The sequence below is a fragment of the Streptomyces sp. NPDC006326 genome (genome assembly GCF_040612915.1).
Lineage (GTDB): Bacteria > Actinomycetota > Actinomycetes > Streptomycetales > Streptomycetaceae > Streptomyces.
In genome coordinates, this window is record NZ_JBEXRC010000028.1 from 46431 (window position 1) to 71180 (window position 24750).

20 protein-coding genes and 3 tRNA genes are annotated in these 24750 nt (G+C 73.7%); 12 read left to right on the forward strand and 11 right to left on the reverse strand.

The genetic code is table 11. From position 1 onward, the window contains the following. Positions 1 to 20 precede the first annotated feature (20 nt). Positions 21 to 785 carry a hypothetical protein gene (locus tag ABZ128_RS21780; protein ID WP_356850424.1) on the reverse strand — a complete coding sequence of 255 codons (765 nt, stop codon included), beginning with the start codon at positions 783 to 785 and terminating at the stop codon, positions 21 to 23. Positions 786 to 852: 67 nt separating this feature from the next. Here ABZ128_RS21780 and ABZ128_RS21785 point away from each other — a divergent pair, with 67 nt between their 5' ends. Beyond that, positions 853 to 1431, forward strand: a complete 579-nt coding sequence (locus ABZ128_RS21785; RefSeq protein WP_356850425.1) for a hypothetical protein — start codon at positions 853 to 855, stop codon at positions 1429 to 1431. A gap of 13 nt (positions 1432 to 1444) precedes the next feature. Here ABZ128_RS21785 and ABZ128_RS21790 read toward each other — a convergent pair whose 3' ends face one another. After that, a complete protein-coding gene (locus ABZ128_RS21790) occupies positions 1445 to 2176 on the reverse strand; it encodes a triacylglycerol lipase (protein ID WP_356850426.1) in 732 nt (243 codons plus the stop codon). Between the two features lie 222 nt (positions 2177 to 2398). Between ABZ128_RS21790 and ABZ128_RS21795 the strand changes: the two genes are divergently transcribed. Both ABZ128_RS21795 and ABZ128_RS21800 read left to right on the forward strand, forming a co-directional pair. After that, a complete protein-coding gene (locus ABZ128_RS21795) occupies positions 2399 to 3436 on the forward strand; it encodes a rod shape-determining protein (protein ID WP_356850427.1) in 1038 nt (345 codons plus the stop codon). Further along, a complete protein-coding gene (locus ABZ128_RS21800) occupies positions 3433 to 5016 on the forward strand; it encodes a GAF domain-containing protein (protein WP_356850428.1) in 1584 nt (527 codons plus the stop codon). Before ABZ128_RS21795 ends, ABZ128_RS21800 begins: the two co-directional genes overlap by 4 nt. 85 nt (positions 5017 to 5101) lie before the next feature. Here ABZ128_RS21800 and ABZ128_RS21805 read toward each other — a convergent pair whose 3' ends face one another. Then, positions 5102 to 5542, reverse strand: coding sequence for an Lrp/AsnC family transcriptional regulator (locus ABZ128_RS21805; protein ID WP_356850429.1), 441 nt, complete (start codon positions 5540 to 5542; stop codon positions 5102 to 5104). A 70-nt stretch (positions 5543 to 5612) separates the two neighbouring features. On the opposite strand from ABZ128_RS21805, the gene ABZ128_RS21810 reads away from it, so the two are divergent. Next, a complete protein-coding gene (locus ABZ128_RS21810) occupies positions 5613 to 6500 on the forward strand; it encodes a LysE family transporter (RefSeq protein ID WP_356850430.1) in 888 nt (295 codons plus the stop codon). Between the two features lie 93 nt (positions 6501 to 6593). After that, positions 6594 to 7961, forward strand: coding sequence for a carboxyl transferase domain-containing protein (locus tag ABZ128_RS21815; protein ID WP_356850431.1), 1368 nt, complete (start codon positions 6594 to 6596; stop codon positions 7959 to 7961). A 112-nt stretch (positions 7962 to 8073) separates the two neighbouring features. Here the strand turns inward: ABZ128_RS21815 and ABZ128_RS21820 are convergent, their stop codons facing one another. Further along, entirely contained in the window at positions 8074 to 9336 is a 1263-nt protein-coding gene (locus ABZ128_RS21820; RefSeq protein ID WP_356850432.1) for an MFS transporter, read from the reverse strand. Between the two features lie 214 nt (positions 9337 to 9550). On the opposite strand from ABZ128_RS21820, the gene ABZ128_RS21825 reads away from it, so the two are divergent. Then, on the forward strand, positions 9551 to 10702 hold the full coding sequence (locus tag ABZ128_RS21825) for a glutamate--cysteine ligase (RefSeq protein WP_356850433.1): 1152 nt from the start codon (positions 9551 to 9553) through the stop codon (positions 10700 to 10702). 169 nt (positions 10703 to 10871) lie between these two features. On the opposite strand, the gene ABZ128_RS21830 is transcribed toward ABZ128_RS21825, so the two are convergent. The 3 genes from ABZ128_RS21830 to ABZ128_RS21840 form a co-directional block, all read right to left on the reverse strand. After that, positions 10872 to 10948, reverse strand: a tRNA-Ile gene (locus ABZ128_RS21830). Positions 10949 to 11130: 182 nt separating this feature from the next. Further along, positions 11131 to 11203, reverse strand: a tRNA-Asn gene (locus ABZ128_RS21835). A gap of 5 nt (positions 11204 to 11208) precedes the next feature. Further along, a tRNA-Asn gene (locus ABZ128_RS21840) sits at positions 11209 to 11281 on the reverse strand. Positions 11282 to 11426: 145 nt separating this feature from the next. Between ABZ128_RS21840 and ABZ128_RS21845 the strand changes: the two genes are divergently transcribed. From ABZ128_RS21845 to ABZ128_RS21860, 4 genes are all read left to right on the forward strand, one after another. Then, positions 11427 to 11738, forward strand: a complete 312-nt coding sequence (locus ABZ128_RS21845; protein WP_356850434.1) for a YtxH domain-containing protein — start codon at positions 11427 to 11429, stop codon at positions 11736 to 11738. 49 nt (positions 11739 to 11787) lie between these two features. Further along, positions 11788 to 13257: an FGGY family carbohydrate kinase gene (locus ABZ128_RS21850; RefSeq protein WP_356850435.1), complete on the forward strand. Its 1470-nt coding sequence runs from the start codon at positions 11788 to 11790 to the stop codon at positions 13255 to 13257. Between the two features lie 136 nt (positions 13258 to 13393). Then, complete coding sequence (locus ABZ128_RS21855; RefSeq protein WP_356850436.1) at positions 13394 to 15127, forward strand: ABC transporter ATP-binding protein; 1734 nt, start codon at positions 13394 to 13396, stop codon at positions 15125 to 15127. Then, positions 15124 to 17046, forward strand: coding sequence for an ABC transporter ATP-binding protein (locus tag ABZ128_RS21860; protein ID WP_356850437.1), 1923 nt, complete (start codon positions 15124 to 15126; stop codon positions 17044 to 17046). Before ABZ128_RS21855 ends, ABZ128_RS21860 begins: the two co-directional genes overlap by 4 nt. A gap of 158 nt (positions 17047 to 17204) precedes the next feature. Here the strand turns inward: ABZ128_RS21860 and ABZ128_RS21865 are convergent, their stop codons facing one another. The 4 genes from ABZ128_RS21865 to ABZ128_RS21880 all read right to left on the reverse strand — a co-directional run bounded on the left by ABZ128_RS21865 (position 17205) and on the right by ABZ128_RS21880 (position 22230). Next, on the reverse strand, positions 17205 to 18281 hold the full coding sequence (locus ABZ128_RS21865; RefSeq protein WP_356850438.1) for an RNA polymerase sigma factor: 1077 nt from the start codon (positions 18279 to 18281) through the stop codon (positions 17205 to 17207). Positions 18282 to 18490: 209 nt separating this feature from the next. Beyond that, the gene (locus ABZ128_RS21870; RefSeq protein WP_356850439.1) at positions 18491 to 20566 is read right to left on the reverse strand and encodes a molybdopterin oxidoreductase family protein; all 2076 of its coding nucleotides are present in this window, start codon (positions 20564 to 20566) and stop codon (positions 18491 to 18493) included. A 171-nt stretch (positions 20567 to 20737) separates the two neighbouring features. Continuing rightward, positions 20738 to 21502, reverse strand: a complete 765-nt coding sequence (locus ABZ128_RS21875; protein ID WP_356850469.1) for a glucose 1-dehydrogenase — start codon at positions 21500 to 21502, stop codon at positions 20738 to 20740. A 53-nt stretch (positions 21503 to 21555) separates the two neighbouring features. Continuing rightward, positions 21556 to 22230: an ElyC/SanA/YdcF family protein gene (locus ABZ128_RS21880; protein WP_356850440.1), complete on the reverse strand. Its 675-nt coding sequence runs from the start codon at positions 22228 to 22230 to the stop codon at positions 21556 to 21558. Between the two features lie 325 nt (positions 22231 to 22555). On the opposite strand from ABZ128_RS21880, the gene ABZ128_RS21885 reads away from it, so the two are divergent. Both ABZ128_RS21885 and ABZ128_RS21890 read left to right on the forward strand, forming a co-directional pair. Next, positions 22556 to 23296, forward strand: a complete 741-nt coding sequence (locus tag ABZ128_RS21885) for a CbiX/SirB N-terminal domain-containing protein (RefSeq protein WP_356850441.1) — start codon at positions 22556 to 22558, stop codon at positions 23294 to 23296. A 65-nt stretch (positions 23297 to 23361) separates the two neighbouring features. Further along, complete coding sequence (locus tag ABZ128_RS21890) at positions 23362 to 24666, forward strand: deoxyguanosinetriphosphate triphosphohydrolase (protein WP_356850470.1); 1305 nt, start codon at positions 23362 to 23364, stop codon at positions 24664 to 24666. The last annotated feature ends 84 nt before the right edge of the window (positions 24667 to 24750 follow it).

Here is a 24750-nt window from a genome sequence, read left to right on the forward strand (position 1 = left end):
GGCCCGGCCCGGCAGCGCGATCAGCAGAAGAAGATGAACCAGCAGCCGGTCTTCGTCGGCGTCGGGCTCGGCGCCGGATTCGGCGGCGGCGGCTTCGCCGTCCCCGAGCCGGTGGGCGCGGGCTGCCCCGACTGACCCGGCTTTACGGACGGCCCCGCCCCGGAGGCACTGGCCGACGGCACCGCCTTCCCCGAAGCGGAGGGCGACACCCCCGGCCCCGGCTGCGCCGTCGCGGCGGCGGACGCCCCGGCTCCGGCGGACTGCGTGGCCCCCGCGGTGGCCTTCGCGCCCCCCGCGGACTTCACCGGCTTCAGCGCCGACGGCGCGGCCGGAGCCCCCGTGCGACTGCTGGGCAGCGGCGCCGGGTCCTGCGGTCCGTTCCCGTCGGTCAGCACCACCTTCGCCGCCCGGTCGGTGCGCTCGCCCTCGGTCACGATCCGGGCCAGCACCACCGAGCCGCCGACCGCGAGCGCCAGTCCGGCCCCGATCAGCACGGCGGTCCGCCGACGCCGGCGGTGCGTGGCGCGGCGCCGCGAACCGGCCCGGCCCTGGTGCCTCCCTGACAGCACGACGAGCGAGTCCGCGAAGGGGTCCTCGAACCCCCCGCGGGCCGGGCCCGCTGCGGTCGGGGGCGGGTAACCGGACGCGTCGGGCACGCCCGGCACGCTCGCGGCAACGGGTGCGGCGGGCGGCAGGTACTCGGCCGGGGTCCCGCATCCGGCGCACGCCAGTGCGCCGTTGAGGTGCCTTCGGCAGGCGTGGCAGTAGTCCATGGCGTGCTGCACGCTACGCGGTCCCCCGCAACATCCGTATCGCGGGTTCGTAAAGGTCCTGTGTGGAATCGTGGGCCCCATGACCCCACCCGCGCCCCCCGGCGCGTTCGGACGGGCCTCCTTCCAACTGGTCCTCCTGCGCAGGATGGCGGACTTCCAGCCGGAGCTCGCCGACGAGGCCCGGCGGCGGCTCGGGGCCTCCCTGGCGGAGCAGCGGGAGGCGAACAAGCGCTGGCAGGCGATGGTCCGCTCGCCGCGTTCGCGCGGGGCGCTGGCCCGCTACCGCTCGGTGCTCGGGCCGCCGGAGTCGGCCTGCGCCCGCACGATCGGCGACCTGGAGTGCGAGGCCCTGCTGTGGCCGCTGCCGCTCTGGCCGGACCTGCGCTTCGAGGTGCTGGCCGCGCCGGACGGGGCGGTGTGGAACGAGTGGCTCGTACGGGCGCCGGGTGCGCAGGGACCCGTACTGCGGTCACCGCAGGACCTGACGCCCTGGTCGGCCACGGTGGACGAGGTCGCCGCGGCCTTCGCCCCGGTGCGCCCGATGGAGGGGACGGCGCCGACGCGGTGGCGGCTGGCGTTCACCGCGCAGGGGCGGCCGTACGTGGCGGAGTTCACGTACGGCCTCATCCAGCGGGTCTCGGCGGGTGACGGCCCGTAGGGCCGCGGGCTCCCTAGGAGGCGAGGAAGGCCCGGACGCCGGCGGAGGTGGCGTCGTCCCCCAGCAGGTCGTTGTGGTTCAGGCAGCCGACGGGGGTGTTGGCCGCGCCGGCCAGCGGGACGCTGGCATCCGGATTGACGACCTCGTCGCAGTTCGACCAGAACGTCGCGTACTTCACCGTCCCGGGGGTCTCGTCCCCGGCGTTCAGGTGGCTCACCACGTAGGAGCCGGGGGTCATGTCCCGGCACGCCTGGTCCCACAGGGCGCAGGCCCATGCCGTGGAGGTGCCGTGGTTGGGGCCGGCCAGCGAGACCCAGTGGGCCACGGTCGCGGTCCCGCCGCCGAACTTCACGTACCAGCGGCCGACGAGGGAGCCGAAGGAGTGCCCGACGAGGTCGACCCGGTCGGCGCCGGTCTGCCGGCGGACCTGGTCGACGTAGGCGCCGAGCTGCCCGGCCAGGACCTCGTTGACCGACTGGTGGGTGTCGTATCCCCAGGAGAAGAGTTCCGAGTCGGCGTAGCCGGCGGCGCGCAGGTCCTCGCGCAGGGATCCCCAGACCCCGGGGTCGGCGTTGTAGCCGTGGACGAGGACGACCGGGCGGCGCGCGGACGACGCCTGTCCCGAGGCGGACGACGCCTGGCCCGGGGCGGGCGGTGACTGTCCGGCGGCCCGGGCCGGGAGGGGGGCGAGAAGGGCCAGGCAGAGCGTCAGGAGGGCCAGGAGTCTCTGGCGGGGCGTCAGCATCGGGTCCCCTTTACCTTGTTACGCGTGAGTAGCGCGGGCGGTGCGCGCATGGTGGTGCCTGTCGGTACAGAAATCCACCCCCGTGCAGCACCGCTCGCCTCGCGCGGCCCACCCGCCCGGAGCAGCCCAGCAGGCGGTGTGACCCATTCGCCCGAGAAGATATGAAATGCAACCCGGCATCCCGCCGGTCTTCTTGCGTCAGCGCTCTCGGGAGGATCTGCCGTGACCGTCAGTCTTGAGCAGTTGCGCCGCTGCCACGTCGCCGTCGACCTGGGAGCCGCCAGGACCCGCGTGTTCGTGAAGGGCGCCGGACTGGTCGTCGACGAGCCCAGCGTGGCCGCCGTGAACACCCGGACCGGTGCACTCATCGCCGTCGGCACCTTCGCCGAGCGGATGACGGGCCGCACACCGGACTACATCCGGGTCGTCCGCCCCGTCTCCGGCGGCACCGTCGTGGACATCGAGATGGCCCAGCGGATGCTGCGCCACCTGCTCGGCGAGAAGCTGCGCCGCGCCCTGCGCCGCAAGCCCCGGCTGCGGGCCGCCGCCTGCACCCCGCACGACGCCGACCCGCTCGCCCAGCGGGCCGCCGTGGAGACGCTGGTCGGACTCGGCGCCCGCCGCGTCGAGCTGGTCGACACCCTGATCGCGGCGGCCGTCGGCTGCGGCCTGCCCGTGGAGCAGCCGACCGCGACGATGATCATGGTGTGCGGAGCCGCCGCCACCCAGGTCGCCGTCCTCTCCCTCGGCTCCATCGTCACCGCCGAGCGGATCCCCGTCGGAGGCGAGGCCATCGACCACGCCGTCGTCCAGCACCTGCGCCACGCCCACGAACTGATGCTGCCCAGCCAGGCCGTGCGCCCGCTCCAGCTGGCCCTGCACGGCAACGGCATCACCGCCGAAGGCCCCGCCTCCACCCTCATCCACGGCCGCGACGTGGCCACCGGCCTGGCCCGCTCGGTCCACGTGGACACCGCCGCCGTACGGGACGCCATCCACACGCCGCTGACCGCCGTCCTCGACGGCATCGGCAAGGTGCTGCGGGACTGCCCGCCCGACCTGGTCGCCGACCTGACGGACCGGGGCATCATGATGGTGGGGGGCAGCGCCCTGCTGCCCGGTCTGGACCAGATGCTGCGCGATGCCACCGGCATGCCCGTCGCCATCGCGGAACGGCCGGACGTGTGCGCCGTGCTCGGTCTCGGCGCGATGCTCGAAGGGAAGATCGCCCCGATGGTCCTCAACCCGCTGGCCGAATGACCCCGGCCCCCGCGGGCCGGGACCCCGACGCGCGGGCCAGTCTGCCCCTCCTCCTGGATGCCGTCCTCGGCGTCGGCTCCGAACCGGAGCTGCAGGCCACCCTCCAGCACATCGTGGACTCGGCGACCGAGCTGTGCGCGGCCCGGTACGGAGCGCTCGGGGTCGTCGACCCCGAGCGCGTCCGGCTGACCGGGCTCTACACCGCGGGCATGACCGAGGCCGAACGCGCCGCGCTCCCGGAGCTGCCCGACGGGCGGACCGGCCTGCCGGGTGCCCTCATCAGCGATCCGCGGCCGCTGATGCCGCAGGACCTGTCGAAGGATTCCCGCGCGGCGGGACTGCCGCCCGGCCACCCCCTGATGCGCAGCTACCTCGGGGTGCCGATCCGGGTGCACACCGAGGTGTTCGGCCATCTCCACCTCGCCGGGAAGGAGGGCGGCGGGCCCTTCACCGACCAGGACCTGGCCCTGCTGCGCGTCCTCGCCTCGCAGGCGGGCACGGCGATCGGCAACGCCCGGCTGTACGAGACCGCGCGCCGCCGGGAACGCTGGATCGAGGGCGCCGCCGCGGTCACCACCACCCTGCTGGCCGGACGTCCGGCGGCGGACGCGCTGATGTGCGTGGCCGAACGGGCCCGGCTGCTCGCGGACGCGGCGGCCGGCGTGGTGCTCCAGCCGACCCCGGAGGGCGGCATGGAAATCGTGGCCGCCTCCACGCACGGGGACCCGGGAGACCTGGTGGGCACCACGATCGCCCCCGGCTCGGCGGTCCTCGGACAACTCCTCGGCGGTGAGCCGGTCTTCATAGAGGACTCCGCGACGGACCCGCGGATGACCACCCCCGTGCGGGAACGTTTCGGCCCGAGCATGATGCTGCCCCTCCAGAGCGGCGGCCGGCTGATCGGCACCCTCGCCCTTCCGCGCCCGCGCGGCGGACGCCCGTACGACGCGGTGGACCGGCTGCTCGCCTCGCAGTTCGCCTCCCAGGCCGCACTGGCCCTCGTCCTCGCGGACGCACAGCACGACCGGGAACAGCTCGCCGTCTACGAGGACCGCGACCGGATCGCCCGGGACCTGCACGACCTGGTGGTGCAGCGGCTGTTCGCGACGGAGATGATGCTGGAGAGCACGAAGAAGCGGGCGGCCGCCGCGCCGGCCGGGGACACGGTGGGCGAGGACACGGTGGGCGAGGACCTCGCCCGGGCCGTGGACGAACTCGACTCCACCATCCAGGAGGTCCGCACCGCCATCTTCGCCCTCCAACAGCCGCCGTCCGACGCCCCGACGACCTTCCGCGGCCGCGTCCTGCGGGAGACCGGCGGTGCGGCGGTCCTGCTGGGGTTCCAGCCGTCGGTGCAGTTCACGGGCGCGGTGGACACCCTGCTCCCGGAGCCGGTGGCGGGCGACCTCCTCGCCGCCCTGCGCGCCGCCCTGGCCGCCGCCCACCGGCGCAGCGAGGTCACCTCCATCGAGGTGGCGGTGGACGCGACCCCGGCCCGGGTCCGCCTGACGGTGACGGACGACGGCCGCACGACGTCGGGCACCCGCGGTACGACGAGGACGTGGGAGTCGGCGCTGTAGGGGTCCGTCTTCGCGGCCGGCCTCCGGGTCCGGCCTCCAGGTCCGGCCGCCGGCCGGCCCCGGGCTCTGGCCGCGCGCTCCGGGGCTAGCTCTGGCCGTGCCGGGTGGCGGCCCTCAGGGCGATCCGGGTGCTGGACTGGGCCACCCCGGCCTCCCGCTTGAGCCGGCGCAGCAGCGCATCGAGGGCGGCGGGGTCGGCGGCCCTGGCCCGGACCAGGTAGTCGTACTCCCCGGTCACGTGCACCACCTCGGTGATTCCCGGAAGCCCGGCGACCCGCTGCTCGAACTCCTCGTTGGTGGTGTCCTGGCGGAGGGTGAGGTCGATGAAGACCACGAGTCCCCCGCGGGTGTCGGCGGCGGGATCGACGATGACGGTGAAGGCGCGGATCACCCCGTCCCGCCGCATCCGCCGGACCCGCTCGGCGGTGGCGTTGGCACTGAGCCCGACCCGGACCCCCAGGTCCCGGAACGAGATCCGCGCATCCTGCTGGAGGATGCCGAGGATTTCCCTGTCGAGGCGGTCCATACCGCGATTCTCGCAGCCGGGGCCGATAATCGCCGCCCCCTCGGCGGCCCCGTACCGCACGCTCCCGGGCATGAGCGAACTTCTCTCCCCCGGCCTGTCCGGTGCGGTGGCAGGCCTGGGCGTGGCGATGCCGATGGGTGCGATGAGCGTGCTGCTGCTCCAGGAGGCGATGCGGCACCGCCGCACGGCGGTCGCCGCGGCGGCCGGCGTCGCCGCCGTCGACCTCGGCTACGCCGTCCTGGCGACGGCCCTGGGCCCCTGGGTCGCGGCGCACGTCGCCCCGGTCGAGGCCTGGATCCGCCTGACGGCGGCGGCCGTCCTCCTCACCCTGGCGGCCCGCGGCCTGTCCTCCGCCGCCCCAGCGCGCCGAAGCCGCGAGCCGTCACTCCCCCAGCCGCCCGCCGCACAGAGCCGGGGCCCGGGCCCCGGCCCCGGGCCCCAGCCACCGCCGCCCGGGCGGAGCACCCCGGATCCCGGGCAGGGTTCCCTCCCCGCGGCTCCGGCCACGGCGGCGCCGGAGGCGCGGGGGCCGAGGGGAAGCTCCGGGTCCGGGGAGGGGTGGGGTGGAGGAAGGCCGCCCGCAGGGCCCGCCTCCACCGCACCCGCCCCGACGCCGCCACCGGCACCGGCACCGGCAGCGGCCGCGGCAGCGGCCGCGCGGCCCGGCAAGGCCTTCGCCACCTATGTGGCGCTCACCGCCGTGAACCCCACCACCGCCCTCTACTTCGCCGCCCTCACCACCGCCCAGGCCGCCACCCTCCGCGCCCCCTCAGCCGCCACCGCCTTCGTCGCGGGCGTCGGCGTCGCCTCGCTCCTGTGGCAGCAGGTCCTCGTCGCCCTGGGCGCCTTGGCCGGCCGCCGGGTCCCGGCCACCGCACGCGCCTGGACCTTCCGCCTCGGATACGGCCTGGTCATCGCCTACGCCGTGAAGATCGCCTTCCCCCTGCCCTGGCAGTAGCGGCCCCGGCCGTGGCGGGGAGGCGTCTGCGGACGGGGGCCGGATCCCCCCGGGTCCGGCCGTCGTCCACCGGGCTACCCCTAGGGTGGCCTCGTGACGACCCGCCTCTCGGCCCGCGCGGCCATCGCCTCCGTGACCGACCCCGGCAGCTTCACCGAACTCGCCGTCCCCCGGAGGGACTCCGGTACCGACGGCCCCGACGGTCCCCTCGCCTGGTCCGGTTACGACGGCGCCCGCGCCCGCGCCGCCGAGCGGACCGGCGAAGGGGAGTCCGTCGTCGTCGGCACCGCCCTCTTCGGCGGGCGGCACGCCGTGGTGATCTCCTTCGAGTTCGGCTTCCTCGGCGGATCCCTCGGCGAGCGCACCGGGGACCGGCTCGAAGCCGCGTACGGCCACGCCCGCGCGCACCGCCTGCCCCTGGTGTCACTGATCGCCACCGGCGGCTCCCGCATGCAGGAGGGCATGCTCGCGCTGACCCAGCTCCAGCGCGTCGCCCGCCAGTCCGTGCTGAACCGGGCCGCCGGACTCCCGCAGATCGCCGTGCTCCGCGATCCCACCACCGGCGGCGGCTGGGCCACCCTCGGCGCCGGCGCGGACGTGGTGCTCGCGCTGCCCGGGGCCCAGGTCGGCTTCGCCGGGTCCCGGGTCCGGCCCGCCGGCGCGGACCCGGCGGCCTACACCGCCGAGGGGCAGTACACCGCCGGACACGTGGACGCCGTGGTGCCCGCGGCCGAGCTGCCCGCCACCCTGGCCGACTGGCTCGGCGTCCTGGCCGCGCCCCGCTCCGCCGAACCGGTCGAGCCGCCGGCCGCGCTGGCCGACGCCGCTCCCCCGGCCAGCGGCTGGGACGCCGTACGGCAGGCCCGCCATCCGGACCGCCCGCGCGCCGCGGCCTACCTGGACGCGTACTTCACACTGCGCCTGCCGCTCTCCGGCGACCGGGCGGGCGGTACGGACGCCGGCATGCTGTGCGGGTTCGGGCTGCGGGAGGGCCGGGCCGTGGCGTACGCGGCCCAGTGCGGCACCGCGACCCGCCCGGCGGGATACCGTACGGCCGCCCGCGTCATCCGCCTCGCGGACCGGCTCGGGATCCCGGTGCTCACCCTGGTGGACACCCCCGGCGCGGCCAACGACGCGGCGGCGGAACACGCGGGCGCGGGCGCGGCCATCGCCGACACCTTCACGGCGGTCGCGGCGGCCTCCGTCCCCGTGACCACCCTGCTCATCGGCGAGGGCGGCTCGGGCGGAGCCCTGGCGCTGGCCGCTCCGGGGAACACCTGGGTCACCCCGGACAGCTACTTCTCGGTCATCGCCCCCGAGCTGGCCGCGGCGATCCTGAAGCGCCCCCCGACCGAAGCCCCGGCGACGGCGGACCAGCTCCGCATCCGCCCCCAGGACCTGGTGGCGCTGGGCGTGGCCCGGGGCATCGTCCGGCCCGGCGGCGCTCCCGGCCGGCGCTGAAACCTCGCGCCGCGCCGCGGAGGTCCCCGCCGACGCGCCCTTCACCGTGCTCGTAGGGAAGCTGCGGTTCAGCGCCCGCTGCCGGAGGACGGAGGGGAGGCGGCGCCGTACCTCAGGCCTGCGGCGACCTCGCGTCGTACCGGGCGAAGCCGCGCCAGCGCGCGGCCAGCAGGGCCAGCACCAGGACGCACCCGAGCCCGCCGCCCGTGATCGCCACGGCGGGGGAGGTCAGATCGGCGGCGGTCCCGGCGAGGAAGTCGCCGAGCCTCGGCCCGCCCGCCACGACCACGATAAAGACGCCCTGGAGGCGGCCGCGCATCTCGTCCGGGGTGGCGGCCTGCATCATCGTCGAGCGGAACACCATGGAGATGGTGTCGGCGCACCCGGCCGCGGCCAGGAAGAACAGCCCGAGCCACAGGTTCCGGGTGAGCCCGAACACCGCGATGGCCAGCCCCCAGCCGGCCACGGAGAGCAGGATCGCCAGCCCGTGCCGGCGGATCCGGCCCTGCCAGCCGGAGAACAGCCCGCCCAGCAGCGCCCCCACGGCGGGCGCGGCCACGAGCAGGCCGACGGTCTTGGCGTCGCCGCCGTACCAGAGCACGGCGATCGCCGGGAACAGCGCCTTCGGCTGCGCCAGCACCATGGCGGCCAGGTCGGAGAAGAAGGTCATCCGGATGTTGGGCCGGGTCCCGAGGAAGCGCAGCCCGTCCAGCACCGAGGCCCGGCCCCGCTTGCCGTCCGCCCGGTCGGGCAGCATGGCCGGCAGCCGCCACATGGCGTAGAGGGCGGCGCAGAAGGTGACGGCGTCGATCAGATAGGCGGACTGGTAGCCCCACCAGCCGACGGCGAGCCCGCCGAACACCGGGCCGATCATCGTCCCGGAGGTCATGGTGACCGAGTTCAGCGCGTTGGCGGCGGGCAGCTGTTCGGCGGGCAGCAGCCGGGGGATCATCGCCGACCGGGCGGGCCCGTTGAGCGCGCCGCAGACGGCCTGGAGCGCGACGACCGCGTACAGCAGCCAGACCCGGTGGAAGTCGAGCACGGCGGCGCCGGCCAGCGTGACCGACAGGGCGGTCAGGCCGAGGGAGCTGTAGAGGCCGAGCTTGCGCCGGTCCACGGTGTCGGCGATGGCTCCGCCGTAGAGCCCGAAGGCGACGAGCGGGACGAGCGAGAAGAGGCCGACCAGCCCGACGGAGAAGCTGGAGCCGGTGATGTCGTAGACCTGGAGCGAGATCGCGAGGGCGGTCATCGCCTGGCCCATCCAGGAGATGGTGCCGCCGATCCACAGCCGCCGGTAGTCGGGAGAGGTGCGCAGCGGGGTCAGGTCCGCGAATATGCGCCGCGGGGGCCGGGTGGGGGTGCTCGTACCAGTCACAGCGGATGATAACCGGCGGCCCGGCGGTCTCCCGGGGACCGCTCACCGTGTTCACGCACCCGCAACAGTCGTCCCACCGGGTTCCGGACGCCCCGGCGCGGGCTGCACGGTGCGGTAACTCGCCATAGTCACAAGACATTTGACCGAATCGGCGTGCGCTGCTCCCCCGTTGCTCGGCTCATGATGAAAAGACTCGTATGTCCAGGGAGGCGTAGTGATCGAACCTGGCAACAGCACCACGAGCACCGGCAACGCGGACAACGGCGTCCCCGCTGCGCTGACCGTCGGCGTCGAGGAGGAGTACCTCCTCGTCGACGCCCGTACCTTCCGGGTGGTCCCCGCCGCCCCGCTCGTCCTCGACACCGCCGCGGGCCTGCCGCACGAGGTGCACCCCGAGGGCACCCGCTACCAGGTGGAGATCTCCACCCCGGTCGCCGATTCGGCGACGATGCTGCGCGCGGAGCTCGCGACGCTGCGGCGCACCCTCGCCCGGGCGGCCCGGGCCCACGGCTGCCGGCTGCTGGCCGCGCCCTCGCCGGTCGTGGCGGTGGAGCAGCCGCTGCACCTGACCGACGACGAGCCGCGCCAGCGGGAGCAGCACCGCCGCTTCGGCGCGCTCACCGACACCCTGGTGAGCTGCGGCCGCCACATCCACATCGGCACCCTCGACGTGGACACGGCGGTGAGAGTGTCCAACCGGGTCAGGCCCTGGCTGCCCACGCTGATCGCGCTGGCGGCGAACTCGCCGTTCTGGGGCGGACGTGACACGGGCCACGCCAGCTGGCGGGCGATGGCCTGGGCGGGCTGGCCGTCGGCCGGCCTGCCCCCGCACTTCACGTCCACGGCCCACTTCCGGCGCTCCGTACAGACCCTGCTGGGCTCGGGGGCCGCCCTCGACACCAAGATGGTCTACTGGGACCTCCGCCCTTCCGGGCACTGGCCCACCCTCGAAATGCGGGCGCCCGACATGTCGGCGGACATCGACACGGCCGTCCTCCAGGCCGAACTGGTCCGGGCCCTGGTGGCCACCGTACTGCGCGACATCGCGGAGGACCGCCCGGAGCCAGCGCTGCGGGAGGACGTCCTGCGCCTGGCCCGCTGGCGGGCAGCCCACGACGGCCTGGAGGGCTTCGGCCTGGACCCGCACACGGGCGCGGAGCTCCCGGCGGCGGACCTGGCGGAGGCCCTGCTGGACCTGGTGGCCCCGGAACTCGCGGCGGCGGGCGAACTCGACCACGCGGCCAAGACCCTGGGCGGCCTCCTCCGCGACGGCTCGGGCGCCCACCGCCAACGCGCGGCCTTCGCCCGCCGCCAGGACCTGCTGGACGTACTGCGCCACATGGCGGACGAAACGGAGGACTTCTGACCCGCGGCCGCCCACGCGAGCGCGTCCGGCAGCCCGGCTGCGAGGAGTTGGCGCAGCACCGGAACGGGCGGCGGACACCACGGCGGCCGAAACGCGAAGGTGCCCCGCCCCGGAAAGCCCGGGCGGGGCACCATACGGCCGGCCGAAACGTTTCTTCCGACCAGTGCTGTGGTGGGGCGGGTGGGACTCGAACCCACGGCCGACGGATTATGAGTCCGCTGCTCTAACCGGCTGAGCTACCGCCCCTTCACGGCGTGGCGCGTACATGTGTGCGCGCCGTCTGCCGCAGCATAGCCGCTCATACGATCTCCTGCCTCGGATGCCTCGCATGATCGGCTTCGCCTGTTGAGGGAGACCGTTCTGAGGGCTGCCCGGTTCCACGACCAGGCAAAAAAGAAGAGGACCCGCACGGGTCCTCTTCTCTCACGCTCCCCCGGCTGGACTCGAACCAGCAACCCTCCGGTTAACAGCCGAATGCTCTGCCAATTGAGCTACAGGGGACTGCGCTCCCCCGACTGGACTCGAACCAGTAACCTGCCGGTTAACAGCCGGCTGCTCTGCCAATTGAGCTACAGGGGATTGCTGCGGTGCACCGAACAGCCCACCTCCGGCCTTGCCGGGGGGCGAGCGCCCGTTGCGAGTCATAGATTAGCGCAAGCAGGGGGGTGCTCCGCCAATCGGTATCTCCAGCAGGCCGGGCACCACACGACGAAGGGTGGCAGGCATGCGGTACAAGGTCACGTTCATGCTCGGAGTGGCCGTCGGGTACGTCGTCGGGACCAGGGCCGGGCGCGAGCGGTACGAGCAGATGAAGAAGTCCGCACGCGACCTCGCGCAGAACCCGGCCGTGCGCAATGCGGCCGAGACCGCCGGGCATACCGGGCGGGCCTTCGCGGGCAAGGCGTTCGCGGCGGTGGGCGACAAGGTCGGCGGCGTCGTACCGCCCTCGCTGGCCGGGCGGGTACGGGGCCTGCGCGACCGGGTCGGCGGCGGTGGCGGCGGCGCCGAGGACGAGTGGGGAACCAGCAACACCTGAGGCGTCGGAGGCGGAGGAGACGGGCCCGGGGTGCGGCAGAATTCTCCGTATGGGGATAGTCGCCGGGCTGGACAGCTCTTCCGCCTTCACTCGCATCGTCGTCTGCGACACCGACACCGGTGCCGTGCTGCGCCAGGGGTACGCGCCCCATCCGCAGCCCGCCACGGATCCCGAGAGCGTCCATCCCCACGAGACCGACCCCCAGGCCTGGCTGCTGTCCCTCGGCGAGGCCGCGGGCGGCGGCCTCCTGGAAGGGGTCCAGGCCATCGGCGTCTCCGCGCAGCAGCACGCGCTGCTCCCGCTCGATGCGCAGGGCGGGCTCGTCCGCCCCGCGCTCGTCGGCAACGACAAGCGGGGGCAGGTCGCCGCCGCCGACCTGATCGAGGCGCTCGGCGGCCGGCAGGCCTGGGCCGAGGCCGTCGGGTCCGTCCCCCAGGCCGCGCAGCCGATCGCGAAGCTCGCCTGGCTGGCCCGGACGGAACCGGAGGCGGCCCGGCGGGTGGCCGTGCTGATGTCCGCGCACGACTGGCTGGTCTGGCAGCTGCTCGGCCGTCCGGCCCGCCGGACCACCGACCGGGGCGGCGCCTCCGGTACGGGGTACTGGTCGCCGGCCACCGGCGCCTACCGCCCCGACCTGGTCGAGCTGGCCCTCGGCCACATGGCGCTGCTGCCCGAGGTCCTCGGGCCGGCCGAGGCCGCCGGGACCACTCCGGAGGGGCTGCTGATCTCCGCGGGCACCGGCGAAACCATGGCCGCCGCGCTCGGGCTCGGCCTCGGCCCCGGCGACGCGGTGGTCTCGCTGGGCGCCTCCGGCTCCGTGACGGCCGTCCACCACGAGGCGCTGTCGGAGCCGAACGGTCTGATCACCTCGCTCGCCGACGCCACCGGCATGCACCTGCCGGTGGTGAACGTCTCCAATGCCGTACGGGCCCTGCGCGGCACCGCCGATCTGCTGGGCACCGACCTCGAAGGGCTGTCGGAGCTCGCGCTGAAGTCGACGCCGGGCGCGCACGGCCTCGTACTCCTGCCGTACCTGGAGGGTGAGCGGACGCCGAACCTGCCGCACACCGCCGGGACCCTGTCCGGGCTGCGGCGGGACTCGATGAAGCCGGAGCACCTCGCGCGGGCCGCGTTCGAGGGGATGCTGTGCGGGCTGGCCGACGCGCTCGACGTGCTGCGCTCGCGCGGGGTCGAGATCCGGCGGGTGTTCCTGCTGGGCGCGGCGGCCGAGCTGCCGGCCGTACAGGCCGCGGCGCCGGGGCTGTTCGGGGCGCAGATCGTCGTACCGGCGCCGGCGGATTACGCGGCGCTCGGCGCGGCCCGCCAGGCGGCGTGGGCCCTCGGGGTGCAGCAGGGGACGCTGGCCCCGCACACCCCGCCGGTCTGGCCGGCGCCGGCGGCGCAGGCCTTCGAGCCCGGCGAGGAGTATCCGGCCTGGCAGGCGGTGCGCCAGCAGTACGTGGCGACGCGCGAGCAGATCCACCCGGGGGCGTTCCAGCAGGTCCCGCAGGTTCTCTAGGGTCCAGGCTGCGGTCCTGCGCGAGGCGGAGGCCGGTCTGGTCCTTTTGACCGGCCTTTGCGAAAACCGGTGGGGTTCGGCCGCGCGGTGGCCGAAGATGGAGTGACCCCTCGATCTTGCCGACCGGAGCCTACGCGTGCTCATACGACTTCTGCGGACCCACCTGAGTCCGTACCGGAAACCGATCGCCCTCCTGGTGCTGCTGCAACTGCTGCAGACCAGTGCGAGCCTCTACCTCCCGACGCTGAACGCGGACATCATCGACAGCGGTGTGGTCAACGGCGACACCGGCTACATCCTGCGCTTCGGCGCGCTGATGCTCGGCGTGTCCCTCGTCCAGCTCACCTGCAACATCGGTGCGGTGTACTTCGGTGCCCGCACCGCGGCGGCCCTCGGCCGCGACATCCGGGCCGCCGTCTTCGACCGGGTGCAGAGCTTCTCCGCGCGGGAACTGGGTCAGTTCGGCGCGCCTTCGCTGATCACCCGTACGACGAACGACGTCCAGCAGATCCAGATGCTGGTGCTGATGACCTTCACGCTGATGGTCTCGGCCCCGATCATGTGCGTGGGCGGCATCGCCATGGCGCTCTCGCTCGACGTGAAGCTGTCGGGCGTGCTCCTGGCCGTGGTGCCCGTCCTCGGCCTCTCGGTCGGAACGATCGTCTTCAGGACGCGACCGCTGTTCCGGAAGATGCAGGAGCGCCTGGACGTCGTGAACCGGGTGCTGCGCGAGCAGATCACCGGCAACCGGGTGATCCGCGCCTTCGTCCGCGACGACTACGAGAAGGACCGCTTCCGGGACGCCAACACGGCCCTGACCGACGTCTCGCTCGCCTCCGGCAGGCTGCTGGCCCTCATGTTCCCCACGGTGATCGTGGTCGTGAACATCTCCAGCGTGGCCGTGATCTGGTTCGGTGCGATGCGCATCGACAGCGGCGGCATGGAGATCGGTCAGCTGACGGCCTTCCTCGCCTACCTGATGCAGATCGTCATGTCCGTGATGATGGCCACCTTCATGTTCATGATGGTGCCGCGCGCCGAGGTCTGCGCCGAGCGGGTCCAGGAGGTGCTGGACACCGAGTCCAGCGTGGTCCCGCCCGCCGAGCCGGTGCGCGAACTCGCCCGCCGCGGGCAGCTGGAGCTGCGCGGCGCCGACTTCCGCTACCCCGGCGCCGAGGTGCCGGTGCTGCGCGGGGTGGACCTGGTCGCCCGCCCGGGTGAGACCACCGCGGTCATCGGCTCGACCGGCAGCGGCAAGTCGACGCTGCTGGGCCTGGTGCCACGGCTGTTCGACGCGACCGGCGGCGAGGTGCTGGTCGACGGCGAGGACGTACGGCGCCTCGACCCGGAGCTGCTCGCCAGGACGGTCGGCATGGTCCCGCAGAAGCCGTACCTCTTCTCCGGGACCGTCGCCTCCAACCTGCGGTACGGGCGGCCCGAGGCCACCGACGAGGAGCTGTGGCGCGCGCTGGAGGTGGCGCAGGCCAAGGACTTCGTGTCCGAGCTGGAGGGCGGTCTCGACGCGCCCGTCACCCAGGGCGGGACCAATGTCTCCGGTGGTCAGCGCCAGCGTCTGGCGATCGCCCGCACGCTCGTGCAGCGTCCGGAGATCTACCTGTTCGACGACTCCTTCTCGGCTCTGGACTACGCGACGGACGCGGCGCTGCGCGCGGCGCTGGCCCGCGAGACCGAGGACGCCACCGTCGTCATCGTCGCCCAGCGGGTCTCCACGATCCGTGACGCCGACCGGATCATCGTCCTCGACGAGGGCCAGGTGGTGGGCGAGGGACGCCACCACGAGCTGATGGCCGACAACGAGACCTACCGGGAGATCGTGCTCTCCCAGCTGACGGAGGCGGAGGCCGCATGAGCGGGCCCGGAGGACGGATGATGATGGGGCCGGCTCAGCGGTCCCTGGACTTCAAGGGCTCGGGCAAGCGGCTGCTGCGGCAGATCGCCCACGACCGGGCCAAGCTGTGGGGCATGGTCGCCGCCGTCGTCGCCAGCGTCGCCTGCTCGGTGGTCGGCCCGAAGATCCTCGGCCGGGCCACCGACCTGGTGTTCGCGGGGATCGTCGGCCGGCAGCTGCCGGAGGGGATCACCAAGCAGCAGGCCCTGGACGGGATGCGCGCCCGGGGCCAGGGCGGCATGGCGGACATGCTGTCCGGCACCGAGTTCACCCCCGGCGAGGGCATCGACTTCGGCGCCGTCGGGACGGTGGCGGTCTGGGCGCTGGTGGTCTTCACCCTGGCCGGTCTGATGATGCTGGTGGCCACGCGGCTGTCGAACCACATCATGAACGGCACCGTGTACCGGATGCGCGAGGACCTCCAGGCCAAGCTGTCGCGGCTGCCGCTGTCGTACTTCGACCAGCAGAAGCGCGGCGAGGTGCTCAGCCGGGCCACGAACGACATCGACAACATCGGCCAGACGCTCCAGCAGACGATGGGGCAGCTGCTCAACTCGCTGCTGACGATCGTCGGTGTGCTGGCGATGATGTTCTGGATCTCCCCGCTGCTGGCGCTGGTGGCGCTGGTGACGATTCCGGTCTCGGCCGTGGTGGCCGGGAAGATCGGCAAGAAGTCGCAGCCGCAGTTCGTGGAGCAGTGGAAGTCCACGGGCGCGCTGAACGCCCATGTGGAGGAGATGTACTCCGGCCACAACCTGGTCAAGGTGTTCGGCCGGCAGAAGGAGTCGGCGGCCGTCTTCGCCGAGCAGAACGAGGCCCTGTACCGGGCCTCCTTCAAGGCGCAGCTGGTCAGCGGCATCATGCAGCCGGTGATGTTCTTCATCTCGAACATCAACTACGTGCTGGTCGCGGTCGTCGGTGGTCTGCGGGTGGCCTCGGGCAGCCTGTCGATCGGTGACGTGCAGGCCTTCATCCAGTACTCGCGCCAGTTCTCGATGCCGCTGACCCAGGTCGCCTCGATGGCGAACCTGGTGCAGTCGGGGGTCGCCTCGGCCGAGCGGGTGTACGAGCTGCTGGACGCGCAGGAGCAGGACCCGGACGTCGAGGTTCCGGAGCGTCCGCAGAAGGTGCGCGGCCAGGTCACGCTGGAGGAGGTGGCCTTCCGCTACGAGCCGGACAAGCCGCTGATCGAGAACCTGTCGCTGAGCGTCGAGCCCGGCCAGACGGTCGCGATCGTCGGCCCCACGGGCGCGGGCAAGACCACGCTCGTGAACCTGCTCATGCGGTTCTACGAGGTCACGGGCGGCCGGATCGCCCTGGACGGGGTGGACATCGCGAAGATGACCCGCGAGGAGCTGCGCGGGGACATCGGGATGGTGCTCCAGGACACCTGGCTGTTCGGGGGCACGATCGCGGAGAACATCGCGTACGGCGCCTCGCGCGAGGTGACGCGGGCCGAGATCGAGGAGGCGGCGCGGGCCGCGCACGCCGACCGCTTCATCCGCACCCTGCCGGACGGCTACGACACGGTGCTGGACGACGAGGGCGCCGGTGTCAGCGCCGGTGAGAAGCAGCTGATCACCATCGCCCGGGCGTTCCTGTCGGACCCGGTGATCCTGGTGCTGGACGAGGCGACGAGCTCGGTGGACACCCGTACCGAGGTGCTGATCCAGAAGGCGATGGCGCGCCTCGCGGACGGCCGTACGTCCTTCGTGATCGCGCACCGGCTGTCCACGATCCGCGATGCGGACGTGATCCTGGTGATGGAGAACGGCTCGATCGTGGAGCAGGGATCGCACGAGGAACTGCTGGAGTCCGAGGGGGCGTACGCGCGCCTGTACGCGGCGCAGTTCGCGCAGGCGGTCGCCGAGGTCGACTGAGGCCGGCCTGCCGGCCGGCGGACGCCGGTCGGCAGGGAGGGGGTGCCCGGGATGCCGGGCGCCCCCTTTCCTCTTTCGTGCACTCGTCCTCGTGTCCTCGTTTTCTTGTCGGTCGTCTGCGTGCCGGTCGTCTGCGTGCCGGTCGTCCTCTGCGGTGGTCAGTCGAGGTAGCCGCGGAGCTGGTCGGCGAAGGCGTGGTCGCGCAGTTTGCCGAGGGTCTTGGACTCGATCTGGCGGATCCGCTCGCGCGTCACGCCGAAGATCCGGCCGATCTCCTCCAGGGTGCGGGGCCGTCCGTCGACGAGGCCGTAGCGCAGCTGGACGACCTTGCGCTCGCGCTCGCCGAGGGTGGAGAGCACGGCTTCGAGGTGCTCGCGCAGCAGGAAGAACGCGGCGGACTCCACGGGGGAGGCGGCGTCCCCGTCCTCGATCAGGTCGCCGAGCGCGACGTCGTCCTCCTCGCCGACCGGCGCGTGCAGCGAGACCGGCTCCTGGGCGAGGCGCAGCACCTCCGTGACCCGCTCCGGGGTCAACTCCAGGTGGACGGCGACCTCTTCGGCGGTGGGCTCGTACCCGCGCTCCTGGAGCATGCGGCGCTGGACGCGCACCACGCGGTTGATCAGCTCCACGACATGGACGGGCACGCGGATGGTCCGGGCCTGGTCGGCGAGGGCCCGGGACATGGCCTGCCGGATCCACCAGGTGGCGTACGTGGAGAACTTGTACCCGCGGGCGTAGTCGAACTTCTCAACGGCCCGGATGAGGCCCAGGTTCCCCTCCTGGACGAGGTCGAGCATCGTCAGGCCGCGGCCCACGTAGCGTTTCGCGACGGAGACGACGAGGCGGAGGTTCGACTCGATGAGGCGGCGTTTGGCCATCCGGCCCATGACGACCAGCTTGTCCAGGTCGAGGGCGAGCGCCAGGTCCAGGTCGGGGGTGTTGCCGAGCTTTTCCTCGGCGAACAGTCCGGCTTCCACGCGGCGGGCGAGCTCGACCTCCTCGGCGGCGGTGAGCAGCGGAATCCTGCCTATCTCGCGCAGGTACTGCCGGAACAGGTCGGCGGAGGGTCCCGCTGTGCCGCTGTCGCCGCGCCGGGGCTGCTCCGGCACCTGCTCGATCAGCTCCAGTACCTCGGGCTCGTCGTCCACGCTCTCGACCTCGGGCTCTTCGCCTGCTGTGGCCTCGGTGTCGTGGACGGGCGGGCTCACGTTGACGGTCAGGATCTGGGTCTGCACGGGGGCGACCTCCAGGGCTCCGAGGACGGGGGCACCGCACCTCAGTGTGGGGTACGACACATCGCCGCCACGAGGGGCGTGCGAGCACTTTCTGAGCCCGCTGCGTGACCGGATGGTTACCCGCCGCCGGAAACCCCGATGCGGATCGGACGCATGTCCGACAAGACCGGCGGCACTTCCCCCGCACGAACCGCACGTGACCGCGGCGGTCAGGCCGGTTCGACGCGGACCGCGCAGACCTTGAACTCCGGCATGCGGGAGGTGGGGTCGAGGGCCGGGTTGGTCAGGGTGTTGGCACGTCCCTCCCCCGGCCAGTGGAACGGCATGAAGACCGTGTCCGCGCGGATGGTGTCCGTGATGCGGGCCGGGGCCACCGCGCGGCCGCGCCGGGAGGTGACCGCGAGCGGGGTGCCGTCGGTGGCGCCGATGCGGGCGGCGAGGCGGGGGTGCAGTTCCACGAAGGGGCCGGGGGCGGCCGCGTTGAGCTCGTCCACGCGGCGGGTCTGGGCGCCCGACTGGTACTGGGAGACCACGCGGCCGGTGGTGAGCAGGACGGGGTACTCGGCGTCCGGGACCTCGGCCGCGTCGCGGTGCGAGACGGGGACGAACCGGGCCCGGCCGTCGTCGGTGGCGAAGGCGTCCAGGAAGAGGCGCGGCTGCCCCGGGGAGCCCTCGGGGCAGGGCCAGTAGACGCCCTGCTCGGCCTCGATGCGGGCGTAGGAGATGCCCGAGTAGTCGGCCGGGCCGCCGGCCGAGGCGCGGCGCAGCTCCGTGAAGACCTCCTCGGGGTCGGTGGGGAAGCCCTTCTCGATGCCGAGGCGGGCCGCCAGGCCGTGCAGCACCTCCAGGTCGGTGCGGACGCCGGGCGGCGGGGTCAGGGCCCGGCGGCGCAGCAGGACCCTGCCTTCCAGGTTGGTGGTGGTGCCGGTCTCCTCGGCCCACTGGGTGACCGGCAGGACCACGTCCGCGAGGGCTGCCGTCTCGGAGAGCACCACGTCGGCGACGGCCAGGAAGTCCAGGGAGCGGATGCGGCCTTCGACGTGGGCGGCGCGCGGGGCGGAGACCACCGGGTTGGAGCCCATCAGGAGCAGGGCCTTCACGTCCGTGCCGAGGGCGTCGAGGAGTTCGTAGGCGCTGCGGCCCGGGCCGGGCAGGGTGGCGGGGTCGACTCCCCAGACACCGGCGACGTGCGCCCGCGCCGCGGGATCGGTCAGCTTGCGGTAGCCGGGGAGCTGGTCCGCTTTCTGGCCGTGCTCGCGGCCGCCCTGGCCGTTGCCCTGGCCGGTGAGGCAGCCGTAGCCGGAGAGCGGGCGGCCCGCACGGCCGGTGGCGAGGCACAGGTTGATCCATGCGCCGACGGTGTCGGTGCCCTTGGACTGCTGCTCGGGTCCGCGGGCGGTGAGGACCATCGCGGAGGAGGGCGCGCAGAACAGCTCGACCGCCTCGCGCAGGCGCGGGACCGGGATGCCGGTGATCCGTTCCACCAGCTCCGGCCAGTGCGCCATGGCCGCCGCCCGGGCCTCCTCCCAGCCGGTGGTGCGCTCGGCGATGAACTCCTCGTCGGTGCGGCCCTGGGCGACGACGAGGTGCAGCAGGCCCAGGGCCAGGGCGAGGTCCGTTCCCGGGCGGGGGGCCAGGTGCAGGTCCGCCTGCTCGGCGGTGCGGGTGCGGCGCGGGTCGACGACGATCAGCGTGCCGCCGTTCGCCTTGAGCTCGGTGAGGAAGCGCAGGGCGGGCGGCATGGTCTCGGCCAGGTTCGAGCCGACGAGGATGACGCAGCCGGTGCGCGGGATGTCCTCCAGCGGGAAGGGCAGTCCGCGGTCCAGTCCGAAGGCCCGCTGGTGGGCGGCGGCGGCGGAGGACATGCAGAAGCGGCCGTTGTAGTCGATCTGCGAGGTGCGCAGGGCGACCCGCGCGAACTTGCCGAGCGCGTACGCCTTCTCGTTCGTGAGACCGCCGCCGCCGAACACCCCGACGGCGTCCCGCCCGTGGGCACGCCCGGTGCGGGCGAGCCCTTCGGCGACGGCGTCGAGGGCCTCCTCCCAGGTGGCCGGGGCGAGCTCTCCGGTGCGGGTGCGCACCAGCGGCTCGGTCAGGCGTACCCGGGAGGACAGCACGGCGGGGGCGGTACGGCCCTTGCCACACAGCGCGCCCCGGTTCACCGGGAAGTCCCGCCGCTCCTCCACCACCACGCCCTCCCCGCCCGGCTCGGGCCGCAGGAGCATCCCGCATTGCAGCGCGCAGTAGGGACAGTGCGTGGCGGTGGCTGATTCCGGGGTGTGCATACGCCTCAGCCTGGGGCGGTGGTGTTACGTCCAGCCGCCGCGTCCGGTTACGCCTCATGTACGAGCACCTCAGCGCGCCCCCCGGCGGCCCGTGAGGGGCCGGGCCCACCACCCGGGGCCGCGGCGCGTGCCCCTGCCGGGGGTTACCCTCCGCGTCCCTGCCTGCCCGGGTCACTGCCCGGTCAGGTGCCTCACCGTCGGGCCGGCCGTCCAGCCGCCGTCCACCGCCAGCTCGGCGCCGGTCACGTACGCGGAGGCGTCGGAGAGGAGGAAGGCGACGGCCGCGGCTATCTCCTCCGGGACGCCGACGCGGCCCAGCGGGGCGCCGGGGAAGTTGCCCGCGCCGGCCTGTATGCCCACCGGGGCGGTCATGGGGGTCAGCGTCATACCGGGGTGCACCGAGTTCACCCGGATCCCCGCTTCGGCGAGCTCGACCGCGCCGATCTTCGACAGTCCGCGCACGCCCCACTTGGAGGCGCCGTACCCGGCGGTGAGGGCCAGGCCGGTCAGGCCCGCCGCCGAGGAGATGTTGACGATGGAGCCGCCGCCCGCCGCCCGCATCAGCGGGACGGCGGTCTTGATCCCGATGAACACGCCGACCAGGTTGGTCTCGACGACCTCGCGGAAGTGCTCGACGCTCTCTTCCTCCAGGAGCCGCCCGGCGGCTATGCCCGCATTGTTGACCAGGCCGTCGATACGGCCGAACACGGCCATCGCGTGGTCGAGCGCGGCCTGCCAGTCCGCCTCGCTCGTCACGTCGTGGCGCAGGAACCGCGCCGCGCCGCCGAGCCGGTCGGCGGTCTCGGCGCCCTCCGCCTCCAGCACGTCCGTGATCAGCACCCGGCCGCCCCCGTCCACCACGGCCCGCGCGGCCGCGGCGCCCAGCCCGCGGGCTCCGCCGGTGATGACGACGGTCTTGCCGCCCAGATCCACCACAGCCATGGTCCCCACCCCTTGGTATATGACTGATCGGCACAGCCGACGGTGCGTCAGTGTGGCAGAGCTCCCAGGGCCTGCGACACCCCCGGCTCCTTGGGCCCGAGGAACCGCGGCTCCGGCTTGAAGGCGGCGTCCAGCGCCGCCTTGCCCGCGGCGAAGACCTCGCGCGCCCCGCCGTAGTACCAGGTCTCGTCGTGCTCGTCGTCGACCCCGACCCCGTAGGACTCCACGCCCGCCGCCTCGCACAGGGCGACGGCCCGGTGTATGTGGAAGCCCTGGCTGACCAGCACCGCCCGCTTCACCCCGAAGATCTCCCGGGCCCGGACGCAGGAGTCCCACGTGTCGAACCCGGCGAAGTCGCTGACGATCCGCTCGCCCGGCACCCCGTGCCCCGTCAGGTACGTCCGCATCGCGTCCGGCTCGTCGTACTCCGTGCGGCTGTTGTCACCGGTCACGAGGACGACCTTGACCTTGCCCGTGCGGTACAGCTCGGCCGCCGCATCGAGCCGGTTCGCCAGATACGGCGTCGGCTTGCCGTTCCACAGTCCCGCCCCGAAGACCACCGCCACCCCCGCGGCCGGCGCGTCGGCGGTGCTCCGCAGCCGGTCCGCGGCCACCGCATGGGTCCACGCCGACGGCAGCAGCGCCAGCACGCAGCCCGCCATCACCGCCTGCACGGCCCGCCGCCGGCCCGCCACCGACCTCATCCAGCCCGGCATCCTCATGATCGGTCCCCCCTTGCCACACCCCGTACATCGTTCGCACGGATTGACGATCACGCCCCGGTCCCCAGTTCCCCCCTCCTCCTCTTTCACTCGGACGAATGAGCGAGTGAGCTCCCGGTAAACGCCCGTCACCCCCGCGCAACGCCGACGCAACGTGCGGCCCGCAGGATCGGTTCATGACGGAGCTGGTGCACCCTCCCGAGTCCCTGTCCTTTCCGCTTCCCCCCGCCACGGCCACCGAGCTGCTGACCCGGATCACGGCCCAACTGGGCGCACAGCTCAGCGGACTGCGGCCCCCGGGGGCCCGGACACACGGAGTCCACGCATGCAGCCCACCCTCGTCGCCGTCGCCCACGGCAGTCGCGACCCGCGCGCCCTCCACACCGTCCGCGCCCTCCTCGACCGCGTCCGCGAGCTCCGCCCCCGCCTCGACGTCCGGCTCGGGCACATCGAGCTGAACGAGCCGCTGCTCGGCGAGACCCTCCACCGCACCACCGGCGCGGCCGTGCTCGTCCCGCTGCTGCTGGGGCGCGGGCACCACGTCAAGCGCGACCTCCCGGCGGCCGCCGCCCGCGCCGCCCACCTGCGCACCCGCGTCGCCGCACCGCTCGGCCCGCACCCGCTGCTCGTGGAGGCCCTGTACGAACGGCTCCTGGAGGCCTGCCCGGACCCGGAGGACCGCTCCGCCGTCGTCCTCGCCGCCGCCGGCTCCCGCGACCCCGACTCCGCGGCCGACACCCGGCGCACCGCCGCCCTGCTCTCCGAACGCCTCGGCGGAGCGCCCGTCGTTCCGGCCTACGCGTCCGCCGCCGCCCCCGCCGTCCCCGACGCCGTGCGCGCCCTCGCCGCCCGCGGCCACCACCGGGTCGCCGTGGCCTCGTACTTCACCGCCCCCGGCCGCTTCGCCGCCCAGAGCGCGGCCGCCGCGTCCGGCCCGGCGTCGGCCCCGCTCGGGGACCACCCCGCCCTGGCCCGCCTCGTCCTGCTCCGCTACGACCAGGCCCTGGCCCGCCGGCGCGGCGAACGGGACGAGCACGCAGGCCGCCTGGAACTCGCCAGCGCATGAAGGGCCCGCGGGTTCGGAATGCTCGGATTGTCGGCGCCTGCGGTTAACGTCGGAGCATGGAAGGCATGGAAGGCTCCGCACCCGCCCCGTACGCTCCGGCCGACACCGAACGCTGGGCCGCCGAGCCCGACAAACGGCCCGGCCGCACCGCCTTCCAGCGCGACCGCGCCCGCGTGCTGCACTCGGGCGCGCTGCGCCGCCTCGCCGGGAAGACCCAGGTCGTCACCCCGGGCAGCCGCTCGTACGACTGGGACGCGAGCCCCCGCACCCGGCTGACCCACTCGCTGGAGTGCGCCCAGGTCGGCCGGGAGCTGGGCGCGGCCCTGGGATGCGATCCCGATCTGGTGGAGGCGGCCTGCCTCTCGCACGACATGGGTCACCCGCCCTTCGGCCACAACGGCGAGGAGGTGCTGAACGAGTTCGCCAAGGACTGCGGCGGCTTCGAGGGCAACGCCCAGTCGCTGCGCCTGCTGACCCGCCTGGAGCCGAAGCGCTTCGTACCCGATCCGGAGACGGGCGAGCCGGCCAGCGTCGGCCTCAACCTCACCCGGGCCTGCCTGGACGCGGCCACCAAGTACCCCTGGCCCCGCGGCGGGCACCCCACGGATCCCGACTCGGTCAAGTTCGGCGCGTACGACGACGACCTGCCGGTCTTCGAGTGGCTGCGCCGCGGCGCGCCCGCGGACCGCAAGTGCTTCGAGGCCCAGGTCATGGACTGGTCCGACGACGTCGCGTACTCGGTGCACGACTTCGAGGACGGCCTGCACGCCGGACACCTGGACCCCAACCTCCTCTTCGCCGAACCGGAGCGCGCCGCCATCTGGCGGGTCGCGATCGGCCGGTACGTGCCCGCCGGCACCGATCCGGAGGAGCTGCGGGAGGCCTTGGACCGGCTGATGGAGCAGGACTGGTGGCCGCACGGGTACGACGGATCGGCCGTCGCCCAGGCCCGGCTGAAGGACGCCACCAGCCAGCTGATCGGCCGGTTCTGCCTGGCCGCGGAGGGAGCGACCCGGGAGGCGTACGGTTCCGGCCGCCTCACCCGGTACGCCGCCGAGCTGGTCGTCCCGCGCGAGGCGCGCAACGAGTGCGCGGTCCTCAAAGCGGTGGCGGACCTCTACGTCATGCAGCGCGACGAGCAGGAGCGGCTTCGGGCCGATCAGCGCATCGTCCTGGCCGAACTCGCCGAGGCGCTCAGCGCCCGCGCGCCCGAGGGCCTGGACCCGCAGTTCCGGGCGCTCTTCGACGCGGCCCCGGACGACAGAGCGCGCAAACGAGCGGTCATCGACCAGATCGCGGCGCTCACGGACGCCTCGGCGCGCTCTCTACACGCCCGGCTCACGATGCACAGGCGCAGCGCCGAGGGGTGAGCCGATCGGGCCACTCCCCCTTCACGCAGCCCGCTCAGTGCGGGACGCTCGCATGTGGTGGCAAGTGGCGGAGAGGTTATGAGG